Raw genomic sequence first — 16997 nt, 5'->3', positions numbered from 1 at the left:
AACACTCTCTTTGCCACCGCGCCCTCGCCCGCTGTCCCATCAAGACGTGACACGGGCATGAGTTTGCGCGAGAGTATCCTGAAGAAGCCGCTGGGTGGGTTGAAGGATTGAGGAGCCTGCACAACTATTCTGCCAATTCATATCGAGTCAGGGGTTGCTTCAATCTCTTAGAATGACCCTCTCGTGGAGCGCTTGGCTCTTAGGGAAAACCGGTTCGGCTGTTACCCTATCACCCACCCACATCCCGCTTCGCCGCATCAGCCAACACGCTCAAATGCCGCTCGATCAGCGTCAGGAAGGCAATCGTGCCGCAGACCAGGGCGGCCACCAGAACGCCGCCCAAGCCGCCAATCACCGCGCCGGGAATGGACAATTCACCGGTATAATAGATGCCGCGCGTGGCGCCGGATGCAGCGGCGATGGTGATGATCAGCAGCGCAAACAGGATGTTGAGGGCGGACAGTGTTCTGGCGAGAAAGCGGTTCATGGAAACTCCAGAGATCGATATTTTCGAAAGAATGAAATCACGGTTTGGTGCGCTCGACAAGGTTTTGGCAAAAGCGAGGATTGTGTCAGGATAACCGGTCAGCGGCAGGATCGACCCTCTCCCAACTCTCATCCATCTGATTGCGAAACCAGGTCATCTGGCGCTTGGCATATTGGCGCGTGGCGGCGGAGGCCTTTTCGATGACGTCCGCGCGGCTCATCTCACCTCGCAGCATGGCGGCGATCTGGGAGACACCGATGGCCTTCATGGCGGGCATGTCCGGGGAGAGGTTTTGCGCCAGCAGCGCCTCGACCTCTTCCACCGCGCCCTCATTCATCATCATCGCAAAGCGACGGTTGATGCGGTCGTGCAGCAGTTTGCGATCCGGCAGCACGACCAGTTTTCTGGCCCGTTGCGGATCGATGATCATTGGCCCGGAGCGGGTTTGAAATTCGGAAATCGACTGGCCGGTGACCTCAAGGACCTCCAGCGCCCGGATGATCCGCTGGCCGTCGCGGGGGTCGAGCCTTGCCGCAACGGCAGGATCACGCAGAGTCAGGTCGCGATGCAGGCTTTCCGCCCCTTCCACTCTTTCACGCTGGCGCAGGGCTGCGCGCACCCCCTCGGGTATAACAGGCATGTCGGAGAGGCCGCCGGTCAGCGCCTTGAAATACAATCCCGTGCCGCCAACGACCACCGGCAACCGGTTCTGCGCCCGCAGGTCTTGCAGTAACACTGTCACGTCGCGCAACCAGTCGCCGGTCGAATAGGTGGCACCAGCCGCCACGTGACCGTAGAGGCGATGCGGCACGCCCTGCATCTCGTCTTCGCTCGGGCGAGCCGTCACCACCCGCAGCGTGTCATAGACCTGCATGCTATCGGCATTGATCACCACGCCGCCCGCCTCGGCCGCAAGCGTCAGCGCCAACGCGGACTTGCCGCTGGCGGTCGGTCCGGTTATCAGGATGGCATCAAAATTGTCATCAAGGTTGTTCATCATGGCTTTCGTTGCCACGCTTATTGCCAATCCGTCAAATCCTGTTCTGACCCCGGCCCTTGCCGAGCGAGCCGCAGCCGCGGTTTCGGCCTCTGACCTCTATTGGTTGGCAGATGGCGTAGCCTGCGATATTGCGCTGAAGGATGGCAGCAATCTTGACGTTGTGGAAGAGACCTTGCGCAAGGTGATAGAAGGTCACCCCATTGATCTCGCCATCCAACAGGCCGACACACGCCGCAAGGCCTTCCTGATTGCCGATATGGATTCAACCATGATCAGCCAGGAATGCATTGACGAATTGGCCGCCGAAGTCGGCTTGAAGGACGAGGTCTCGCTGATCACCGCCCGCGCCATGAATGGCGAGATCGCTTTCGAACCGGCGCTGCGCGAGCGCGTCGCTCTGTTGAAAGGCCTGCCCATTACCGTCGTGGACGAAGTGATCGCCAAGCGGATCACGCTCACCCCCGGCGGGCTGGAACTGATCGCCACCATGAAGGCCAAGGGCTATTATACCGCTCTGGTCTCCGGCGGGTTTACCGTCTTCACCTCGAAAATAGCAGCCACCCTGGGCTTTGACGAAAATCGCGCCAATATCCTGCTGGAACAAGATGGCCTGCTGACCGGCGAAGTGGCTGAACCCATCCTCGGCAAGCAAGCCAAGGTAGACGCATTGCAGGACATTGTCACCCGTCTCGGGATTTCGCCAGAAGATGCGATTGCTGTCGGCGACGGCGCCAATGATCTCGGCATGCTCGGCGTCGCTGGCTCCGGCGTGGCGCTACATGCCAAGCCCACGGTGGCGGCTCAGGCGAAAATTCGCATCGACTATGGTGATTTAACGGCTTTGCTTTATCTTCAGGGCTACCGCAAGACGGATTTCGTCGCTCCTTAAACCACGGGCATCATGATTATTCTCGAAACAGACCGGCTGCTGTTGCGCCGATGGAAAGAGAGCGACCGCAATCTGTTTCGGGAAATCAACGCCGACCCGAAAGTCATGCAGTTCTTCCCCTTTCGCCGGACCTATGAAGAAGCGGACCTGATGATGGAGCGCGTCAACAGGCTGATCGATGAGACCGGCCTGTGCTTTTACGCGGTCGAACTGAAGGAAACCGAAGAGCCCATTGGCTTTTGCGGATTGTCGGACGCGATGATGCCGGGCATTCTGGGCGAGGGCACAATAGAAATCGGCTGGCGGCTCGCCACCCGGTTCTGGGGGCATGGCTATGCGACGGAAGCGGCACGCGGTCTTCTCGGCTACGGTTTCGAGACCAAAGGCTTGACCGAAATCGTCTCCTTTGCGGTCGCAACCAACCACCGCTCCACCGCTGTCATGCAGCGGCTTGGCATGATCCGGGATCTGAGCGGCGATTTCGACCATCCGCGCGTCCCTGACACCCATCCGCAGCTGAAACCACATGTGCTTTACCGGATGACAAAACAGCGTTGGGCGTCCCAACAAATCACTTGAAGCAGCGGATTCAAACTCTGAACCCGCCGCCGTAGACCACTGAATCGACTCTCGAAAACGCCCTATTCCAGCGGCACCGCGACAAACCGCAGATCGCCCTCGCTATTGGCGACCATCAGGTGAATGGCACGGCGGCCATCGGATTTCAGCTTGTCGATTTTCTCAGCCAAGGCTTCCGGCGTGGCGACGAATTCCTGCGCCACTTCCACAATGACCTCACCCGCTTTCAAGCCCTTCTGGTCAGCGGCGGAGCCCTGCTGCACATCTGTTATCAGCAAGCCCTCGACGCTCTTGGCAATCGAATTGGCGGTCCGCTTCTCATCGTCCAGCGCCTCGACACTCATGCCAAGCACCATGCCGCTGGCCGCTTCATCCGTGTCTTCGCTATCGCTGGCCTTCGGATCGGCCTGCTCACTGTCCTTGGCTTCCATCGCCTTATCGTCGGGCAATTGCGCCAATTTCACTTTCAGGGTCTCTCGCTTGCCGTCACGAAACACCACGACATCGATATCCTGATTGATCGGGCTTTCGGCCACGGTGCGCACCAGATCCCGGCTTTCGGCAATATCTTTGCCGCCGAAAGAAATGATCACGTCACCGGTTTTGAGCGGACCCTTGGCCACCGGACCGCCTTCAATAATGCTGCTGACCAGCGCACCCCGGCCGACTTTAATGCCTGCCGACTTGGCCAGATCATCCGGCACTGGCTGAATGCGCACGCCCAGCCAGCCGCGCCGCGTCTCGCCAAAGTCGCGGAGTTGCTTGATAACATTTTCAGCCAGTTCCGATGGCACGGCAAAGCCAATGCCGATGGAGCCGCCACTCGGCGAAATGATCGCCGTATTGATGCCGATCACTTCACCGCGCATGTTGAACAGTGGACCACCGGAATTGCCCTTGTTGATCGCCGCATCGGTCTGGATGAAATTGTCATAGGGACCGGCATTGATATTGCGGCCCCGGGCCGAAACGATGCCGAGGGTCACCGATCCGCCAAGCCCGAAGGGATTGCCGATCGCCATCACCCAATCGCCGATCCGCATCACTTTCGAATCGCCGAATTTTACCGCCGTCAGCGGTTCCGTCGGCTCAACCTTGAGCAACGAAAGATCGGTTTTGGTATCGGTGCCGATCAGCTTGGCCTGCAATTTCGACCCGTCGGAGAAAATGACTTCGATATCATCGGCATTCTCGATGACATGGTTGTTGGTGACGATATAGCCAGCGGGATCGATGACAAAGCCGGAGCCGAGCGAATTGACCTTGTGGTTGCTGCCCTTGCCCTCGCGATTCTTGTAGAAATCCTCAAACAGATCCTCAAAAGGCGACCCTTTCGGCACCTGTGGCAGGGGCGCAGACTCGTCATCATCGACATTCTGCGATGTCGCGATATTGACCACCGCACCGAGAAGCCCCTCGGCGAGATCAGCGACGGGTGCCGGGCCGCCCTGCGCGGGTCCGGGTGTTGGGGACGCACTAGACCCGGAAGCAGGCGGTGACGGGGGAATCGGCGCTGCGGTCTTGACCTGCGCGAAGGCTGCCGTGCTCGTGGCCACAGGCCCAAAGCTGACCATGCCCCCGACAACAACAGAGGTCAGAAGGCGGGTGGCCGGTCCGCAACACTTGATCATAAGCTTCCTCATCGTGAGTTTCATTCCTGCTCGCATCCGACCGATCATAGGACGCATGGCTACAAACCGAAACCGCCTTGCGGGGTTTGTTCACGCTATCTTGAGTATAGGGCGGCGTCATGGCGCGGAGTGCTGTTTATACCCGCCGCCCAAAATGCGCAGGCATCGTCGTTTCGAAGGATTTCGTCGATCTCAAATGCATCAGGCGGTTGAGATATTTGCAAATGGCATACCCATAGAAAAAGGGGCCGGAATAACCCGGCCCCTTTTGGCTTTAAAGATGTGTCTATCAGTTGGCGGCAGGTGCTGCGGGCGTTGCCGCCCCAGTGCCAGCCTGCGAACGGAAGAACTTGAAGAATTCCGAATTCGGCGACAGCACCATGGACGTCCCGGTCGTGCCGAGCGATGCCTCATAGGCTGCCATCGAACGGTAGAATTCGAAGAAGGACGGATCGCGCTGATAGGCATCCGCGAACACCCGGTTGCGCTCTGCATCACCCTGACCGCGCAGGATTTCCGAATCGCGCTGCGCATCGGCCTGCAACTCGACAACCTGACGGTCGGCGATGGCCCGGCGACGCTGGCCCTCTTCATTACCGCGAGCCCGAATCAGTTCGGCTTCGGCCAGACGCTCGGAACGCATCCGGGCATAGGTCTGTTGCGAAATCTCCTGGGTCAGGTCGGTGCGGCGAATGCGTACGTCCTCAATGGTGATACCAAGGTTTTCCGCATCCGATTTCAGATCGTCGGCAACCTCCTGCATCATCTGCGAACGGGCATCCGACAGGGCGGCCTCGAAGCCGCGCAAACCGTAGACCCGACGCAAGGATGCATCGAGACGGGTACGAAGCCGCGCTTCCGCCAGATCTCGGTCACCACCCGAAACGATCCCGATAAAGCGGCGGGCATCGGTGATCTTGTAGATCAGGAAGGCATCGACCTCATAGAATTTACCGCCAGAAACCTGGACACGGATATTGTCGAGGTCAAATCGCAGGGACTGATCCGAAATGATCTGCACCTTGTCGGCGCCGGCAAAGGCGAAGGGCATTTTGAAATAAAGGCCAGGCTCGCTATAGACCGCCTTGATCTGGCCGAAGCGCACGACGACCGCCTGCTGGCGCTGGTTGATGACGAAAACCGAAGAGTAGATCAGCAGAAGCACGATGGCTAAGCCGATCAGCACGGCAGGAAGACGATTGGTCATCTTACTTGCCTCCCTGTGCTGGCTGGCTGCCCATGCGGCCGATTTCGTTCAACGGCAGATAGGGAACGACACCCTGGCCCTGCTCATCAACGATCACCTTGTTGGATTTCTTCAGGACCTGCTCCATGGTTTCAATGTAAAGCCGCGTGCGGGTCACGTCCGGCGCCTTGGTATACTGGTCGTAGATCGAGATGAAGCGCTGCGCCTCACCCTCGGCTTCCTTCACGACGCGATCCTTGTAGGCAGCAGCCTCTTCCCGCATCTGCGCGGACTGGCCACGGGCCTGACCAAGCTTCTGGTTGGAATATTGGTTGGCTTCCTCGACGAACCGGTCTTCGTCCTGTTCGGCACGCTGCACTTCATCGAACGCATCGGCCACTTCACGCGGCGGCGCCGCATCCTCGATAGCTACAGAATTGATGGAAATGCCGGAACCGTAGTTGTCCATCGTGCCCTGGATGATGTTGCGCACGTCGACAGAGATAGACTGACGAGCATCACGGAAAATTTCCTGGGCCGGGCGACGTCCGACGACTTCGCGCATGGCGCTCTCCGCCACCTGCTGCAAAGTCTGCGGCGGGCTTTCGAGATTGAACAGATAGGCCTTCGGATCGCTGACCGTGTACAACACGGAAAACTGCACGTTGACGATATTCTGGTCGCCGGTCAGCATCAGGCCAGCCGTGGAATTGGAGGCAACCTTGGCACCGATATTCTGTTGCTGCTCGGTCACTTTGACCTTCTCCACCGTTTCAAACGGCCAAAGATGGAAATGCAGACCGGGGGCGGAAATTTCGTCCTTCGGCTTGCCGAAACGCATTTCCACGCCACGCTCGTCCGGCTGCACGGTATAGACCGCCTGGGTCAACCAGAGACCGGCCACGGCGAGCACGACGATCAGGCCCATGCCTCCGCCCAGACCACCGGGAACAAGGTTCTTGAACTGATCCTGCCCGCGCTTGATAATGTCTTCCAGATCCGGCGGCTGTTTGCCACCGCCGCCACCGCCATTGCCGCGAGGCCGATTCGGTCCCTGCCCCCACGGTCCTCCATTGTTGTTATTACCACCGCCGCCGCCCCACGGGCCGCCGCCGTTCTGATTACTCCAAGGCATCAAAACCTCTTTTTCTGAGAATGCTCCCAACAGCGCCATGGAGCTCGTAAACCCGGCACGACGCTGCAAAACCTCTAGTCTCCTGCACAATCCACGCCAAAGACTATTTCAGTCCATAACTGTTGTGCAAAGGCCCGCAACGGCGCCATCAAAAAGGCATCCACCCGGATTAATCCCGTTATAGGGATCGCGGCGGCGCCTTTCAACGAAAAGGCCCTAACTTCTTCGATTTCTATGGAAATAAACGGTTATAAAGCCGCTTTTCGCCGATAGATCGCGTAGCGCGTCGCGAAACTGTCGCGTTCGCCGGCTGGCACGGCCTCTTCATGCAGTTTTTCAAACTGTGACGGATCGATTGCCGGAAAAACCGTATCGCCATCGGCAATATCCGTCTCCACATGGGTGACATGCAGGATATCAGCCAGCGGCAAAGCCTGCCGGTAGATTTCGCCACCGCCGATCACGCAGATCTCCTCTATCCCCAAATCCCCGGCAATCTGCCCTGCCCGCTCAAGCCCCGCCTCAAGGCTGCGCACGGTTTCCACCGAGGGCATGGCGATATCGGCATGACGGCTGACGATCACATGCGGGCGACCGGGAAGCGGTCGGGAGCCGAAACTCTCGAAGGTCTTGCGGCCCATTATCAGCGGCTTGCCAAGCGTCAGCGCCTTGAACCGCTTGAGATCGGTGGTCAGCTTCCAGGGCATGTCACCATCTCGACCGATCACGCCGTTGTTTGAGACGGCAACAACAATGGAGATTTTCGGCATGATCTGCTCTCTTCATTTACCGAGCGGAGTGGTGTCATAAACCACCGTAGACTTCCATGAAAAAGGCCGCCGTCAACACGACGGCGGCCCGAAATACATCCCTTGCAGACAAACTATTCCTTGCGCATCGCCGCATCGACGCTGAGCGGGCCAGGGCCAGCAAAGACGATGTAGAAAAACACGAAGCAGAACAGGATCGCCGGCTCGCCGTGATTGTTCATCGGGTAAAAGCCCATCTGAGCATGCACGAGAAAATAGGCGAAAGCGCACATGCCGGATGCGATGAAGGCGGCTGGACGCGTGAACAGGCCGATGGTGATCAGCGCGCCGCCAACCAGTTCGATGCAACCGGCAATCCAGGGCAGCGACATCACAGCCGGGTTCATATCCGAGGGCGGGAAGCCCAGAAGCTTGCTCATGCCATGTTCAAGAAACAGCAGGCCCGCAATAATACGCAGGATGCTGAGGACGGTCGGAGCCCACGGGCTCAGTCGAGTGAAGATCATGAAACCTAAACCTTTTTAGGAAGAAACGATGTGAGACCGAAACCACAGCTGCGGCATTCTGTCACTGAAATTCTTGATAACGTTGTCGTGACCAACACCGAAAAATTGTATTACACGGCAATCGGGGCCTTGATAGCAGGTTCGGCGACATAGCCTTCCAGGCTGAAATGACTGAATTCAAAGCCGAAAACATCCTTCACGTCTGGATTGATCCGCATCACCGGCAAGGGTTTTGGCTGCCGGCTCAATTGCAGCCGCGCCTGCTCGAAGTGATTGGCGTAGAGGTGCGCATCCCCCAGCGTATGAACGAAATCGCCGGCTTTCAGCCCCGTCACCTGGGCCACCATCATGGTCAGCAGCGCATAGGAAGCGATGTTAAATGGCACGCCGAGGAAAATATCGGCGGAGCGCTGGTAGAGCTGGCACGAGAGCTTGCCATCGGCCACATAGAACTGGAACAGGCAATGGCAGGGCGGCAGCGCCATCTCGTCCACCTCGGCCGGATTCCAGGCCGACACGATATGGCGACGGGAATTGGGGTTAGTCTTGATGCTCTCGACGAGATTGGCAATCTGGTCGATATGGCCACCGCCGGGCTTTGGCCAGGAGCGCCACTGCGCACCGTAGACCGGTCCGAGATCGCCATTTTCATCGGCCCACTCGTCCCAGATGGAAACGCCGTTTTCCTTCAGATAGGCAATATTGGTATCGCCCTTCAAAAACCACAGGAGTTCATGGATGATTGAGCGCAGATGCAGCTTCTTGGTGGTCAGGACAGGGAAGCCCTCCGCCAGATCAAACCGCATCTGATACCCAAAGACCGAGCGCGTGCCGGTACCGGTGCGGTCGCCGCGGTCGCTGCCACTTTCCATCACATGCTGCAGGAGATCGAGATATTGCTTCATGGTCGGTGCCTGCCGTTTGTCGTTTGAAACAAGCTTTACCTCCGAAACCCGTCCCAGCGAAAGTCGAAACAGCATCAAACACCGTCATATCCCGGCATTTCCAAGGGTATTATCCGCATTTGTCACGAACCCGTTAAATTCAGGTGATGCCGGTCTTTTCATCCGTGCGGAAAACACCTATATCCCCCTTGCCGGTGCTTGCATCGGCTATGGCAATAAACGGTCGGTGAAATAAACCTATTGGACCCGGGGGCGGTACCCGGCGCCTCCACCAAAAACCGGTCGGTCTTTGTGACCGGCTTTTGATGGGGGCGAAATAGGATCGACAAGGGCGTAAAGATCGAACTTTTGCTCGGCATGATACCACCGTCATCGGGTCACAAGTGTAGTTGCAAATGACAACAACGCTCAGGGTTACGCTGTCGCTGCTTAATCGCGGTGCCAGAAACCCAAACTAAGTCCTTACGGGTAGCACTGTAAGGCGGGGTTCGGAGGTACCTGGCAACAGAAACCTCCACTTCTCTACTCCTTGATATCACTTTGCCTTGCGCTGATAGATGCCGTGGTGGCCGCTGAGTGGCTTCTCCTGCGATGCCTTTTGCGCATCCAGCCACCGGCACGTCCTCCTCTGGCTCCTTGTCCCGTCCTGAGCCGCGCCCCTACCCTCACCCTTGAGTTTGATTTATAGTGATATAGATAGAAGCGGAATCGGGCTTTGCGCCAAAGCCGTGCATGGCTTATAAACAACAGACACGCGCATCACTTGTGATGCACATGACCGGACGCAGAAGAAAGACAGGACCATATGGGGCAGGACCACATCCGTTACGACATTCTGGCTCAGGACGCATTGCGCGGCGTTATCCGCAAGGTGCTGACCGAAGTCGCCGCAACGGGCCGGCTGCCGGGGGAACATCACTTTTTCATCACCTTCCTGACGGGTGCTCCGGGTGTGCGCATCTCCCAGCACCTCAAGGCCAAATATGCTGAGCAGATGACCATTGTCATCCAGCACCAGTTCTGGGACCTGAAGGTCACCGATAGCTTGTTCGAAGTGGGCTTGTCCTTCTCCGACACGCCGGAAAAACTGGTCATTCCTTTCAACGCCATTCGCGGCTTCTACGATCCTTCTGTGAATTTCGAACTGGAATTCGATGTGCCGCAGGTTGAAGAAGACGAAACCTCTGCCGAAATCACCGCCTATCCGCTGGCCGCCGAATCGGAAAAATCAGAGGATGGCGCTGCCGATAAGCCGGAAGGCGAAAAGAAGGAAGGCTCAGTCGTCTCCCTGGATGCGTTCCGAAAGAAACAGTAAGGCGGTACAGCCAAGGAAAGCAGCGCATGTCGGGCGAAGTCGTTAATCTACGTCAGGTCAGGAAAGCCAAAGCGCGTACCGAAAAGGAAAAGATCGCGGATCAGAACCGCGTGAGTTTCGGACGAAGCAAGGCTGAGAAAAACCTGACCAGCGCCCTGAACGACAAGGCCCGGGCTGCTCTCGACAATTCCAAACTGGAACCGAAACCGGCCAGTCCTGCGCCAGACGAGCTCGGTTGAGAGCGGACGTTTGTTCCTATTGCTCCTGACAGGATTTCCCATGGCAGGACGGGGACATACCAAGCCACTCGCTTGCCTTTTGATGTCCCTTGAACGGCCTCCTCTATGCCGCTGATCCGCAAACATTCTATTTCCCTCCATGGACATCGCACCAGTTTTTCTCTGGAAGATGCATTCTGGCAGGAAATTCGCGGGATTGCCGAACGCCGTAATATCCCGATTGCGGCATTGATTGCGGATATTGACGGCAAACGCCCGGCGGATTGCAATCTCTCGTCGGCTCTGCGGCTCTATGTGCTGGAATGGCTCAAACAGTCTGGCTCCGATCCGCATTGAAATGCGTATCCCTGTAAATGGTCCAGTGATTCGAAAACACGACAATTTGGGCCTGTGATCAACCTCACCAGAGGCCTTTCGTATTCCAGCGTCCCGTCTGACGAGACAAATCGTCCGTTTCAGGGGCCCATGAAGTAAAGTTATGTTAATCTGACCGACATCCCCGGACAAAGGTTATGTTAAATAACGTTTCATTAGGGAACGACTATTATGGTCGGGCTGCGCTGAAAGCTGCAGGACGCCCGGGAATGGTGCAGGATTTCTCCACCCGATACGCCCCCTCCAACAGCGCCAACTTCATTTGAAAAGGATTTCAAATATGACAAGCGCAGTTTCTTCCCAGTCGTTCATGCCAATGATGCCGCCAATGGGCCGCATGCAAAAGCCAAGCGAAGAGCAGACCACCACCGACGCGACAGCATCGACCAGCACAACAGCAGCATCCACCAGCACCTCCTCCGAGACATCGTCATCCGCCGAAGGTTCCGCACCTGAGGGTTTCGAAGGCTTTGAAGGCAAGTTCCCGAATTTCGGTGGCGGCAATATGGGTGGCGGCGCCATGCCTCCGTTTGGCCAGCGCGAAGCCTTTCTCTGAAATTTTCTGATCGATCTCTATCGAGACGCAGCACCGCTCTGCCATGATGGCATAGCGGTACTTTTTTGTCTTTTCGCCAGGCGGCAAGTTCATAAGGCCGCAAGCTCATCATGCAGTAGCCGACGTTATTGCGCTTTCGTTATTGAACGTAAATTATTGCACGTAAATTATTGCACTCCGGGCAAATCCTGCAACTCAAGTTTGAAACCGTTATTCGACCCATCGCGCGGTGTTGATGGCGCAGCATTGCCAGCACCACGATCCGCCGCTCTCGCCGCCGCCTCCGCAGCCCGTGCCGCGGCATCGGCTGCCGCCGCAGCCTTGGCCTGCACCGCCGCACGCTCCGCTGCAAGGGCGGTATAATAGGCCACTTCGCGCCGCAGCCTTTGCTTTTCCAACACAGCGGCTTGCAATGTTTCCACCCGGCGACGCTCACGTTCGAAAGCCTGGAGCGATAGATAGCTTGCCATTTCACGAACATCCAGCTGCCGCTTGGGCGCAGCGAGAGGGCCGCTCAACAGCAGGTGGACGGTCGGCGCTGCATCTCCCGCCGTTCCCTGTCCAGCATCCGTCTGCGCTGCAACAGCCTCCCCCGGCGCAGAGACCGCTGTAGCCGGATCGAAGGCGATCTGGACATTGGCATCGACGTCACCAGAGGCAACCGTCACAACGGCCTGCGTCTCGATAGCGGCATCCTTGGCTGGCAGTTTCACACCTTGCATCCGGGCTTTGCCGTCACTCAGCGTAAACGGCATAGTCACGTCGCCCAGCCGTGCAGGCGCGCGGGCCAGCAGTGGCGTCAGCGCTGCGGAAACCTGCCCAGGCGTCACCTCACTGGTCGCAGCCCCAAACGACGCCGAGAGCGCGGGAAAGCTGGACAGGTCCAGGTCCGGGATAACCAGGGCGGAGACATCGACCTGACCGGAACCGTTCACCGATCCCAGCAGGCCTATGGCGCTACCGCCACTGCCCTCTGCCATCACTTGCAGCCTGGCTTGACCGGACAGGCCGCTATCAGGCCAGATCTTGCCCAAGTCGGCATTGGCAAGGGACAGTCTGCTGCGCAAAAAAGCCGTTCCCTGGTTGTTGGCGAGCGACATGCGCCCGGAGAGATCGCCGCCGAACAGAGTGCCGGATAGATCTTCCAGCGCCATGCCGCCATCCACCAGCGTCAGGCGCGCTGCAACATCACGGGCGGCCGGCAGCGGGCCAAGATCGAGTGTGCCAGCCTTGAGGGCGATGTCCATCTGCATGTCGCCCCAGACAGGGAGCTGCACCTTCGCCGCCGATAACGTATTGGATGCAACATCTTTGACCGGGCCGATCACGGTCGATGCCAACCACTCGAGATCAACGGTCTCCAGGCCAACCACACCGCCGATTTTAACCGCTGAAGCCGTCGGCTCCAGCACCAGCGTGCCGGACAAATCATCGCCCGCAACCTCGCCTTTTATATCGTGCAATTGCGTCTTTTCGCCCTGCCGCTCGATGTCGCCGGTCAGGGTGATTGGCAGACCAGTGTCGATGTCGGGGAGACTGACTGCATTCATGATCAGCAAGGGGGCAATATCGTCGCTGGCCAGCTCCACCTTGCCCTTGCCCTGCAAGAACAGGTCGGCACCGAGATTGACCGTGCCGCTCACCCCAAGCCGGGTCGCACCCGCCGTCAATGACATCTGGCCATCCGCTGGCGCGGTTCCCTGCTGTTTCAGTTGCAGGGTCAGTTTCGCACCGCCATCCATCGGCACCGGCAGTGGATCGAAGCCAAGCTGACCCAACAGCGCCGAAGGTTCTTCATTGGCAGCGGTCAGCGAAAAGCTCTTCTCTGAATCATCGAACACATCGAACAGGCTGTCCTGTCGATAGGCGGCATCGACCGCCGTGCCATTGGCCTTGCCCTGTAGGTCAACCTGCAAGCCGCCATACTGAGCGTCACCAAAACGGGCATTCACCACAATGTCGGCATCGGAGTACCATTGCCCGCTGGACGCCAGCCGGGCCAGCAGCGGGTGCTGCGGCAATTGCTGATGCAGCATGGCCAGAAATCCGCTCATGTCGTCAGCATGCAGCATGACCTGCGCTTTGCCACTATAATCGGCAAGCGAGCCAGTGGCCTCGCCCGTCGCCTTGATACTGGCGCCGGCAAGATTGCCAATATCCAGCTTGCGCACCGAAAACCCGCCATCCTTGTAGGTAAACAGCCCATCCACATCACGAGCCGTGATGCCGAATGCCGAAAACGCATCGACCTTGATGTTCCCGGCAATCTGGTGCTTCAGCAGAGCATCGTCGCTGGTATCGCCGGACACCAGCGAAGCCAGCGCTTTCGTTGCATCGAAGTCGAAGGCATTGCCGGAGAGATCAAAGGACAGGCTGGGCATGACGCCATCGGCTGATCGCCGCTCAAGACGCCCATGCAGGCTGGCTGGCCCGATCGCCAATTCCAGCTTGTCGAACCGTTGCAGGTCGGAGGTCAGGTTGACATTGGCGGAAAAGCCCGCTGTGCGCAATTGCCGGATGGCCGGATCAACATCGCCCGATAGCCAGGAAGCCAGCCCGGAGGGTTGGCTGGACGCAACCAGCAGCGAACCGTTAAAGGAGGCCTGACCTTTCAGTTGTAGCCGTCCCGAGGCTTCCGCCTGGGTGCGGCCCGGCAGGGTGGCAACCGCCTTATCGACCTGCCAACCGGTTCCGGCAGGCCGCAGATCCAGGGTGATGTCCCTGATAACGGTATCGCCTGCGACAATCGCCGGAAGTTTCAGGCTGGCGCGACCCGGCATATCTGGAATGGGGATCCGGTCTGCGAGCGCGATCAGCGACTGGATACGCTGGCGAGCGGAATTCTGCATCTGCCGACCGGTCTTGCCCTTGGGCAGGGTGGGCGTCAGCTTATCGACGTCGATCTGCTGGCCCTCAGCTGTCAGCAGAAATTCCGGCGCCTTGCCGCTGTCCAGCGTCGCCTCGCCGGTGATGATATAGGGCTGGTCGCTGGCACCGATTTCCATCCGGTATTCCGGAATCCGCACCCGGTCATTGGCCAGTTCGAACTTGCCCTTGATGCGTGGCGGCAGCACCGGATTACCCATCGGCGCGCTCACCTGACCGTCCTCGGCATTGGCAGTGGCGCGCAAGGCCGCCAGGAAACTTCCCTGCAAGGTCGGGCGCTTGTCGACAAGCGTGAGATCGCCGGACAGGTCGATATCGACGGGCGTTGCATCCGGGGCGATATGGATTTTCACCGGCACAGCGCCCTTGGCCGGATCCGGTTGCAGGCTGGACAGCGAGAAATTGCCGGACTGGCCATCAAGCGCGCCCTGCCCCGTCACCGTCCAGGGACCGGCCAGCGAGCGGGCCGTCATATCGGCATTGAGTCCGCTGATCTGGCGGGTGCGACCTGTCTGCTGATCGACCAGGGTCAGAGCGCCATCGACAACCGTCACCTTTTCCAGCACGACATTGCGACCCGGCAGGCTTGGCTGACTGCCCTGCAACCAGTCCAGCGAACCGTCCGGCAACACGCGCAACCGCACATTCGGCTGCTCGATCCGCATGGCGAAAATCCGCGCTTCGCCAGACAGGAACGGCGCAAGCTCGGCATCCATGGAAAACCGCGCGACATGCGCCAGCGTCTTGCCATCAGTACCCGGCCCGACCGTGACGTCATTCATCGTGATCGACGGAAACGGCAGGATACGCGCCTCGACAGCGCCGTGGACCACCACCTTTTTACCGAGAAGACGGCTGGCCTGATCCTCGAAATCCTTGCGGAAGTCCGTCCAGTTGACGAAAAGCGGCGCTAGAAGCGCGGCAAACAGCGCCACCACGACCAATCCGCCAAACGCGATGAACAGTCTGCCTAGCACTGCGACTCCCTAAGTTGTTTCATGTTGTTGTTTCATGCCCGTTATCAAACCGGCCTACTCATTATGGTAACGGCTTTAAGCCTGCGGATCAAAGCCGGAAGATCTTGCCTGGATTAAACAGATTGTCGGGGTCCAGTCCACGCTTTACCTGGCGCATCACATCCAGCGCTCCGCCAAGCTCAGCTTCCAGATAGGACATCTTGCCCTGGCCGACCCCATGTTCGCCGGTGCAGGTGCCATCCATGGCCAGCGCACGGTCGTTCAACCGCGCCATGAACGCCTCTACCTTATCGACATTCTCAGCGTCCTTGTCGTCGAACAGGATCAGCAGATGGAAATTACCATCACCGACATGGCCGACAATCGGTGCCAGAAGCCCGGTCTCGGCAATATCGGCCTGGGTTTCCGCCACGCATTCCGCCAGTTTGGAGATCGGCACGCAGACATCGGTCGACAAGCCCGCCAGTTCCGGGGCCAGCGCCCGGCCTGCCCAATAGGCGTTGTGACGTGCTTTCCACAATTGGGCGCGCTCCTGCGGATCGGAGGTGAAGCGCAGGTCTTCGGCGCCATACTCCTCGGCAATGGCTGCAAACTGTTCCGCCTGCAAGGCCACCGTCTGCTCCGTGCCGTGAAACTCCAGAAACAGCGTCGGCCTTTCCGGCAGGCTAAGGTTGGAATAGGCATTGCAGGCCCGGACCTGCATAGCGTCGAGCAGCTCGATCCGCGCCACGGGAATGCCCATCTGGATGGTCATGATGACAGCATCGCAGGCCGATTTTACATCGGCAAAAGCGCAGACCCCGCCACCAATCTTTTCCGGAATGCCCTGAAGTTTGAGGGTGATCGAGGTGATCACCCCCAGCGTACCTTCGGCACCGACAAACAGCCGTGTCAGGTCATAGCCCGCCGAGGATTTACGGGCGCGGTGGGCGGTGCGGATCTCTTCTCCATTGGCGGTCACCACCGTCAGGGCCATGACATTGTCCTTCATCGTGCCATAGCGTACCGCATTGGTGCCGGAAGCCCTTGTCGAGGCCATGCCGCCAATGGAGGCATTGGCGCCGGGATCGATGGGGAAGAACAGGCCGGTATCACGCAGATAGGTGTTCAGCGCCTCGCGCGTCACGCCGGGCTGCACGGCGCAGTCGAGATCCTCGGCATTGACCTCAAGAACCTTGTCCATCCGGGTGAAATCGATGGAAATACCGCCATGCGCCGCATTGACCTGCCCCTCCAGCGACGAGCCAACCCCGAACGGCACCATCGGCACCTTATGCTGGGCGCAGATCCGCACCACTGTCTTCACATCCTCGGCGCTTTCGACGAAAACCACCCCATCGGGCAATTGCGCCGGCAGATAGGTGGTGGTGTGGGCATGTTGCTCACGAAAGGACTGGCCGGTCTGGAACCGCTCGCCGAAGGACTGCTTGAGCAGGCCTAGAACGGTTGCGATCCCTTCCTCGTTGCGCATTCCCGCCACGACATCCTTCCTGCTCATGCCCGTCTCCCTGCATCTCGAACCATTTTGTCAATTGGTTGCAGGTATGGCCAGACCAGACAG

General features: G+C 58.6%; 16 protein-coding genes and 1 other RNA gene. 7 read left to right on the top strand and 10 right to left on the bottom strand.

Annotated features, from left to right (window positions below; all coding sequences use genetic code 11):
* Positions 1–229: 229 nt before the first annotated feature.
* Together ASB66_RS25540 and miaA are read right to left on the bottom strand one after the other, a co-directional pair.
* Positions 230–487, bottom strand: a complete 258-nt coding sequence (locus ASB66_RS25540) for a hypothetical protein (RefSeq protein WP_060717938.1) — start codon at positions 485–487, stop codon at positions 230–232.
* Between the two features lie 85 nt (positions 488–572).
* Entirely contained in the window at positions 573–1487 is a 915-nt protein-coding gene (gene miaA, locus ASB66_RS25535; protein ID WP_060717937.1) for a tRNA (adenosine(37)-N6)-dimethylallyltransferase MiaA, read from the bottom strand.
* On the opposite strand from miaA, the gene serB reads away from it, so the two are divergent.
* On the top strand, positions 1486–2376 hold the full coding sequence (gene serB, locus ASB66_RS25530) for a phosphoserine phosphatase SerB (RefSeq protein WP_060717936.1): 891 nt from the start codon (positions 1486–1488) through the stop codon (positions 2374–2376). The genes miaA and serB overlap by 2 nt on opposite strands.
* 12 nt (positions 2377–2388) lie before the next feature.
* Positions 2389–2955 (top strand): GNAT family N-acetyltransferase, encoded by a 567-nt coding sequence (locus ASB66_RS25525; RefSeq protein WP_060717935.1) that lies wholly within the window; start codon positions 2389–2391, stop codon positions 2953–2955.
* A gap of 62 nt (positions 2956–3017) precedes the next feature.
* Here the strand turns inward: ASB66_RS25525 and ASB66_RS25520 are convergent, their stop codons facing one another.
* From ASB66_RS25520 to ASB66_RS25495, 6 genes are all read right to left on the bottom strand, one after another.
* Entirely contained in the window at positions 3018–4586 is a 1569-nt protein-coding gene (locus tag ASB66_RS25520; protein ID WP_411910098.1) for a Do family serine endopeptidase, read from the bottom strand.
* A 289-nt stretch (positions 4587–4875) separates the two neighbouring features.
* The gene (hflC, locus tag ASB66_RS25515; RefSeq protein ID WP_060717933.1) at positions 4876–5793 is read right to left on the bottom strand and encodes a protease modulator HflC; all 918 of its coding nucleotides are present in this window, start codon (positions 5791–5793) and stop codon (positions 4876–4878) included.
* Position 5794: 1 nt separating this feature from the next.
* Positions 5795–6907 (bottom strand): FtsH protease activity modulator HflK, encoded by a 1113-nt coding sequence (gene hflK, locus ASB66_RS25510; protein ID WP_041698081.1) that lies wholly within the window; start codon positions 6905–6907, stop codon positions 5795–5797.
* 248 nt (positions 6908–7155) lie between these two features.
* A complete protein-coding gene (locus tag ASB66_RS25505) occupies positions 7156–7677 on the bottom strand; it encodes a dihydrofolate reductase (RefSeq protein ID WP_060717932.1) in 522 nt (173 codons plus the stop codon).
* 113 nt (positions 7678–7790) lie between these two features.
* The gene (locus ASB66_RS25500; protein WP_015916452.1) at positions 7791–8183 is read right to left on the bottom strand and encodes a DoxX family protein; all 393 of its coding nucleotides are present in this window, start codon (positions 8181–8183) and stop codon (positions 7791–7793) included.
* A 110-nt stretch (positions 8184–8293) separates the two neighbouring features.
* A complete protein-coding gene (locus tag ASB66_RS25495; RefSeq protein ID WP_060717944.1) occupies positions 8294–9088 on the bottom strand; it encodes a thymidylate synthase in 795 nt (264 codons plus the stop codon).
* Between the two features lie 151 nt (positions 9089–9239).
* Here ASB66_RS25495 and ssrA point away from each other — a divergent pair.
* The 5 genes from ssrA to ASB66_RS26145 all read left to right on the top strand — a co-directional run bounded on the left by ssrA (position 9240) and on the right by ASB66_RS26145 (position 11573).
* Positions 9240–9607, top strand: a transfer-messenger RNA (tmRNA) gene (ssrA, locus tag ASB66_RS25490).
* 286 nt (positions 9608–9893) lie between these two features.
* Positions 9894–10403, top strand: a complete 510-nt coding sequence (locus tag ASB66_RS25485) for an SspB family protein (protein ID WP_060717931.1) — start codon at positions 9894–9896, stop codon at positions 10401–10403.
* Between the two features lie 26 nt (positions 10404–10429).
* A complete protein-coding gene (locus ASB66_RS25480; protein WP_060717930.1) occupies positions 10430–10642 on the top strand; it encodes a DUF4169 family protein in 213 nt (70 codons plus the stop codon).
* 111 nt (positions 10643–10753) lie between these two features.
* Positions 10754–10978, top strand: a complete 225-nt coding sequence (locus tag ASB66_RS25475; protein WP_060717943.1) for a ribbon-helix-helix domain-containing protein — start codon at positions 10754–10756, stop codon at positions 10976–10978.
* Positions 10979–11297: 319 nt separating this feature from the next.
* Positions 11298–11573, top strand: a complete 276-nt coding sequence (locus ASB66_RS26145) for a hypothetical protein (protein ID WP_147274082.1) — start codon at positions 11298–11300, stop codon at positions 11571–11573.
* Positions 11574–11740: 167 nt separating this feature from the next.
* On the opposite strand, the gene ASB66_RS25465 is transcribed toward ASB66_RS26145, so the two are convergent.
* Both ASB66_RS25465 and ASB66_RS25460 read right to left on the bottom strand, forming a co-directional pair.
* Positions 11741–15436, bottom strand: a complete 3696-nt coding sequence (locus tag ASB66_RS25465) for an AsmA family protein (protein ID WP_060717928.1) — start codon at positions 15434–15436, stop codon at positions 11741–11743.
* An 88-nt stretch (positions 15437–15524) separates the two neighbouring features.
* On the bottom strand, positions 15525–16934 hold the full coding sequence (locus ASB66_RS25460; RefSeq protein WP_060717927.1) for an FAD-binding oxidoreductase: 1410 nt from the start codon (positions 16932–16934) through the stop codon (positions 15525–15527).
* Positions 16935–16997 lie beyond the last annotated feature (63 nt).

The sequence above is a fragment of the Gillisella vitis genome (assembly GCF_001541345.2).
GTDB classification, from domain to species: Bacteria; Pseudomonadota; Alphaproteobacteria; order Rhizobiales; family Rhizobiaceae; genus Allorhizobium; species Allorhizobium vitis.
The sequence above is the reverse complement of the archived record's forward strand: the minus strand, read 5'-3'. Positions and strand labels throughout refer to the sequence as shown.

What these genes read in the sequence shown, in the direction of transcription:
- hflC (WP_060717933.1), bottom strand. Translation starts at nt 5,793, where the DNA reads ATGACCAATCGTCTTCCTGCCGTGCTGATCGGCTTAGCCATCGTGCTT.
- hflK (WP_041698081.1), bottom strand. Translation starts at nt 6,907, where the DNA reads ATGCCTTGGAGTAATCAGAACGGCGGCGGCCCGTGGGGCGGCGGCGGT.
- ASB66_RS25505 (WP_060717932.1), bottom strand. Translation starts at nt 7,677, where the DNA reads ATGCCGAAAATCTCCATTGTTGTTGCCGTCTCAAACAACGGCGTGATC.
- ASB66_RS25500 (WP_015916452.1), bottom strand. Translation starts at nt 8,183, where the DNA reads ATGATCTTCACTCGACTGAGCCCGTGGGCTCCGACCGTCCTCAGCATC.
- ASB66_RS25495 (WP_060717944.1), bottom strand. Translation starts at nt 9,088, where the DNA reads ATGAAGCAATATCTCGATCTCCTGCAGCATGTGATGGAAAGTGGCAGC.
- ASB66_RS25460 (WP_060717927.1), bottom strand. Translation starts at nt 16,934, where the DNA reads ATGAGCAGGAAGGATGTCGTGGCGGGAATGCGCAACGAGGAAGGGATC.
- ASB66_RS25525 (WP_060717935.1), top strand. Translation starts at nt 2,389, where the DNA reads ATGATTATTCTCGAAACAGACCGGCTGCTGTTGCGCCGATGGAAAGAG.
- serB (WP_060717936.1), top strand. Translation starts at nt 1,486, where the DNA reads ATGGCTTTCGTTGCCACGCTTATTGCCAATCCGTCAAATCCTGTTCTG.
- ASB66_RS26145 (WP_147274082.1), top strand. Translation starts at nt 11,298, where the DNA reads ATGACAAGCGCAGTTTCTTCCCAGTCGTTCATGCCAATGATGCCGCCA.
- ASB66_RS25520 (WP_411910098.1), bottom strand. Translation starts at nt 4,586, where the DNA reads ATGATCAAGTGTTGCGGACCGGCCACCCGCCTTCTGACCTCTGTTGTT.
- ASB66_RS25485 (WP_060717931.1), top strand. Translation starts at nt 9,894, where the DNA reads ATGGGGCAGGACCACATCCGTTACGACATTCTGGCTCAGGACGCATTG.
- miaA (WP_060717937.1), bottom strand. Translation starts at nt 1,487, where the DNA reads ATGATGAACAACCTTGATGACAATTTTGATGCCATCCTGATAACCGGA.
- ASB66_RS25540 (WP_060717938.1), bottom strand. Translation starts at nt 487, where the DNA reads ATGAACCGCTTTCTCGCCAGAACACTGTCCGCCCTCAACATCCTGTTT.
- ASB66_RS25480 (WP_060717930.1), top strand. Translation starts at nt 10,430, where the DNA reads ATGTCGGGCGAAGTCGTTAATCTACGTCAGGTCAGGAAAGCCAAAGCG.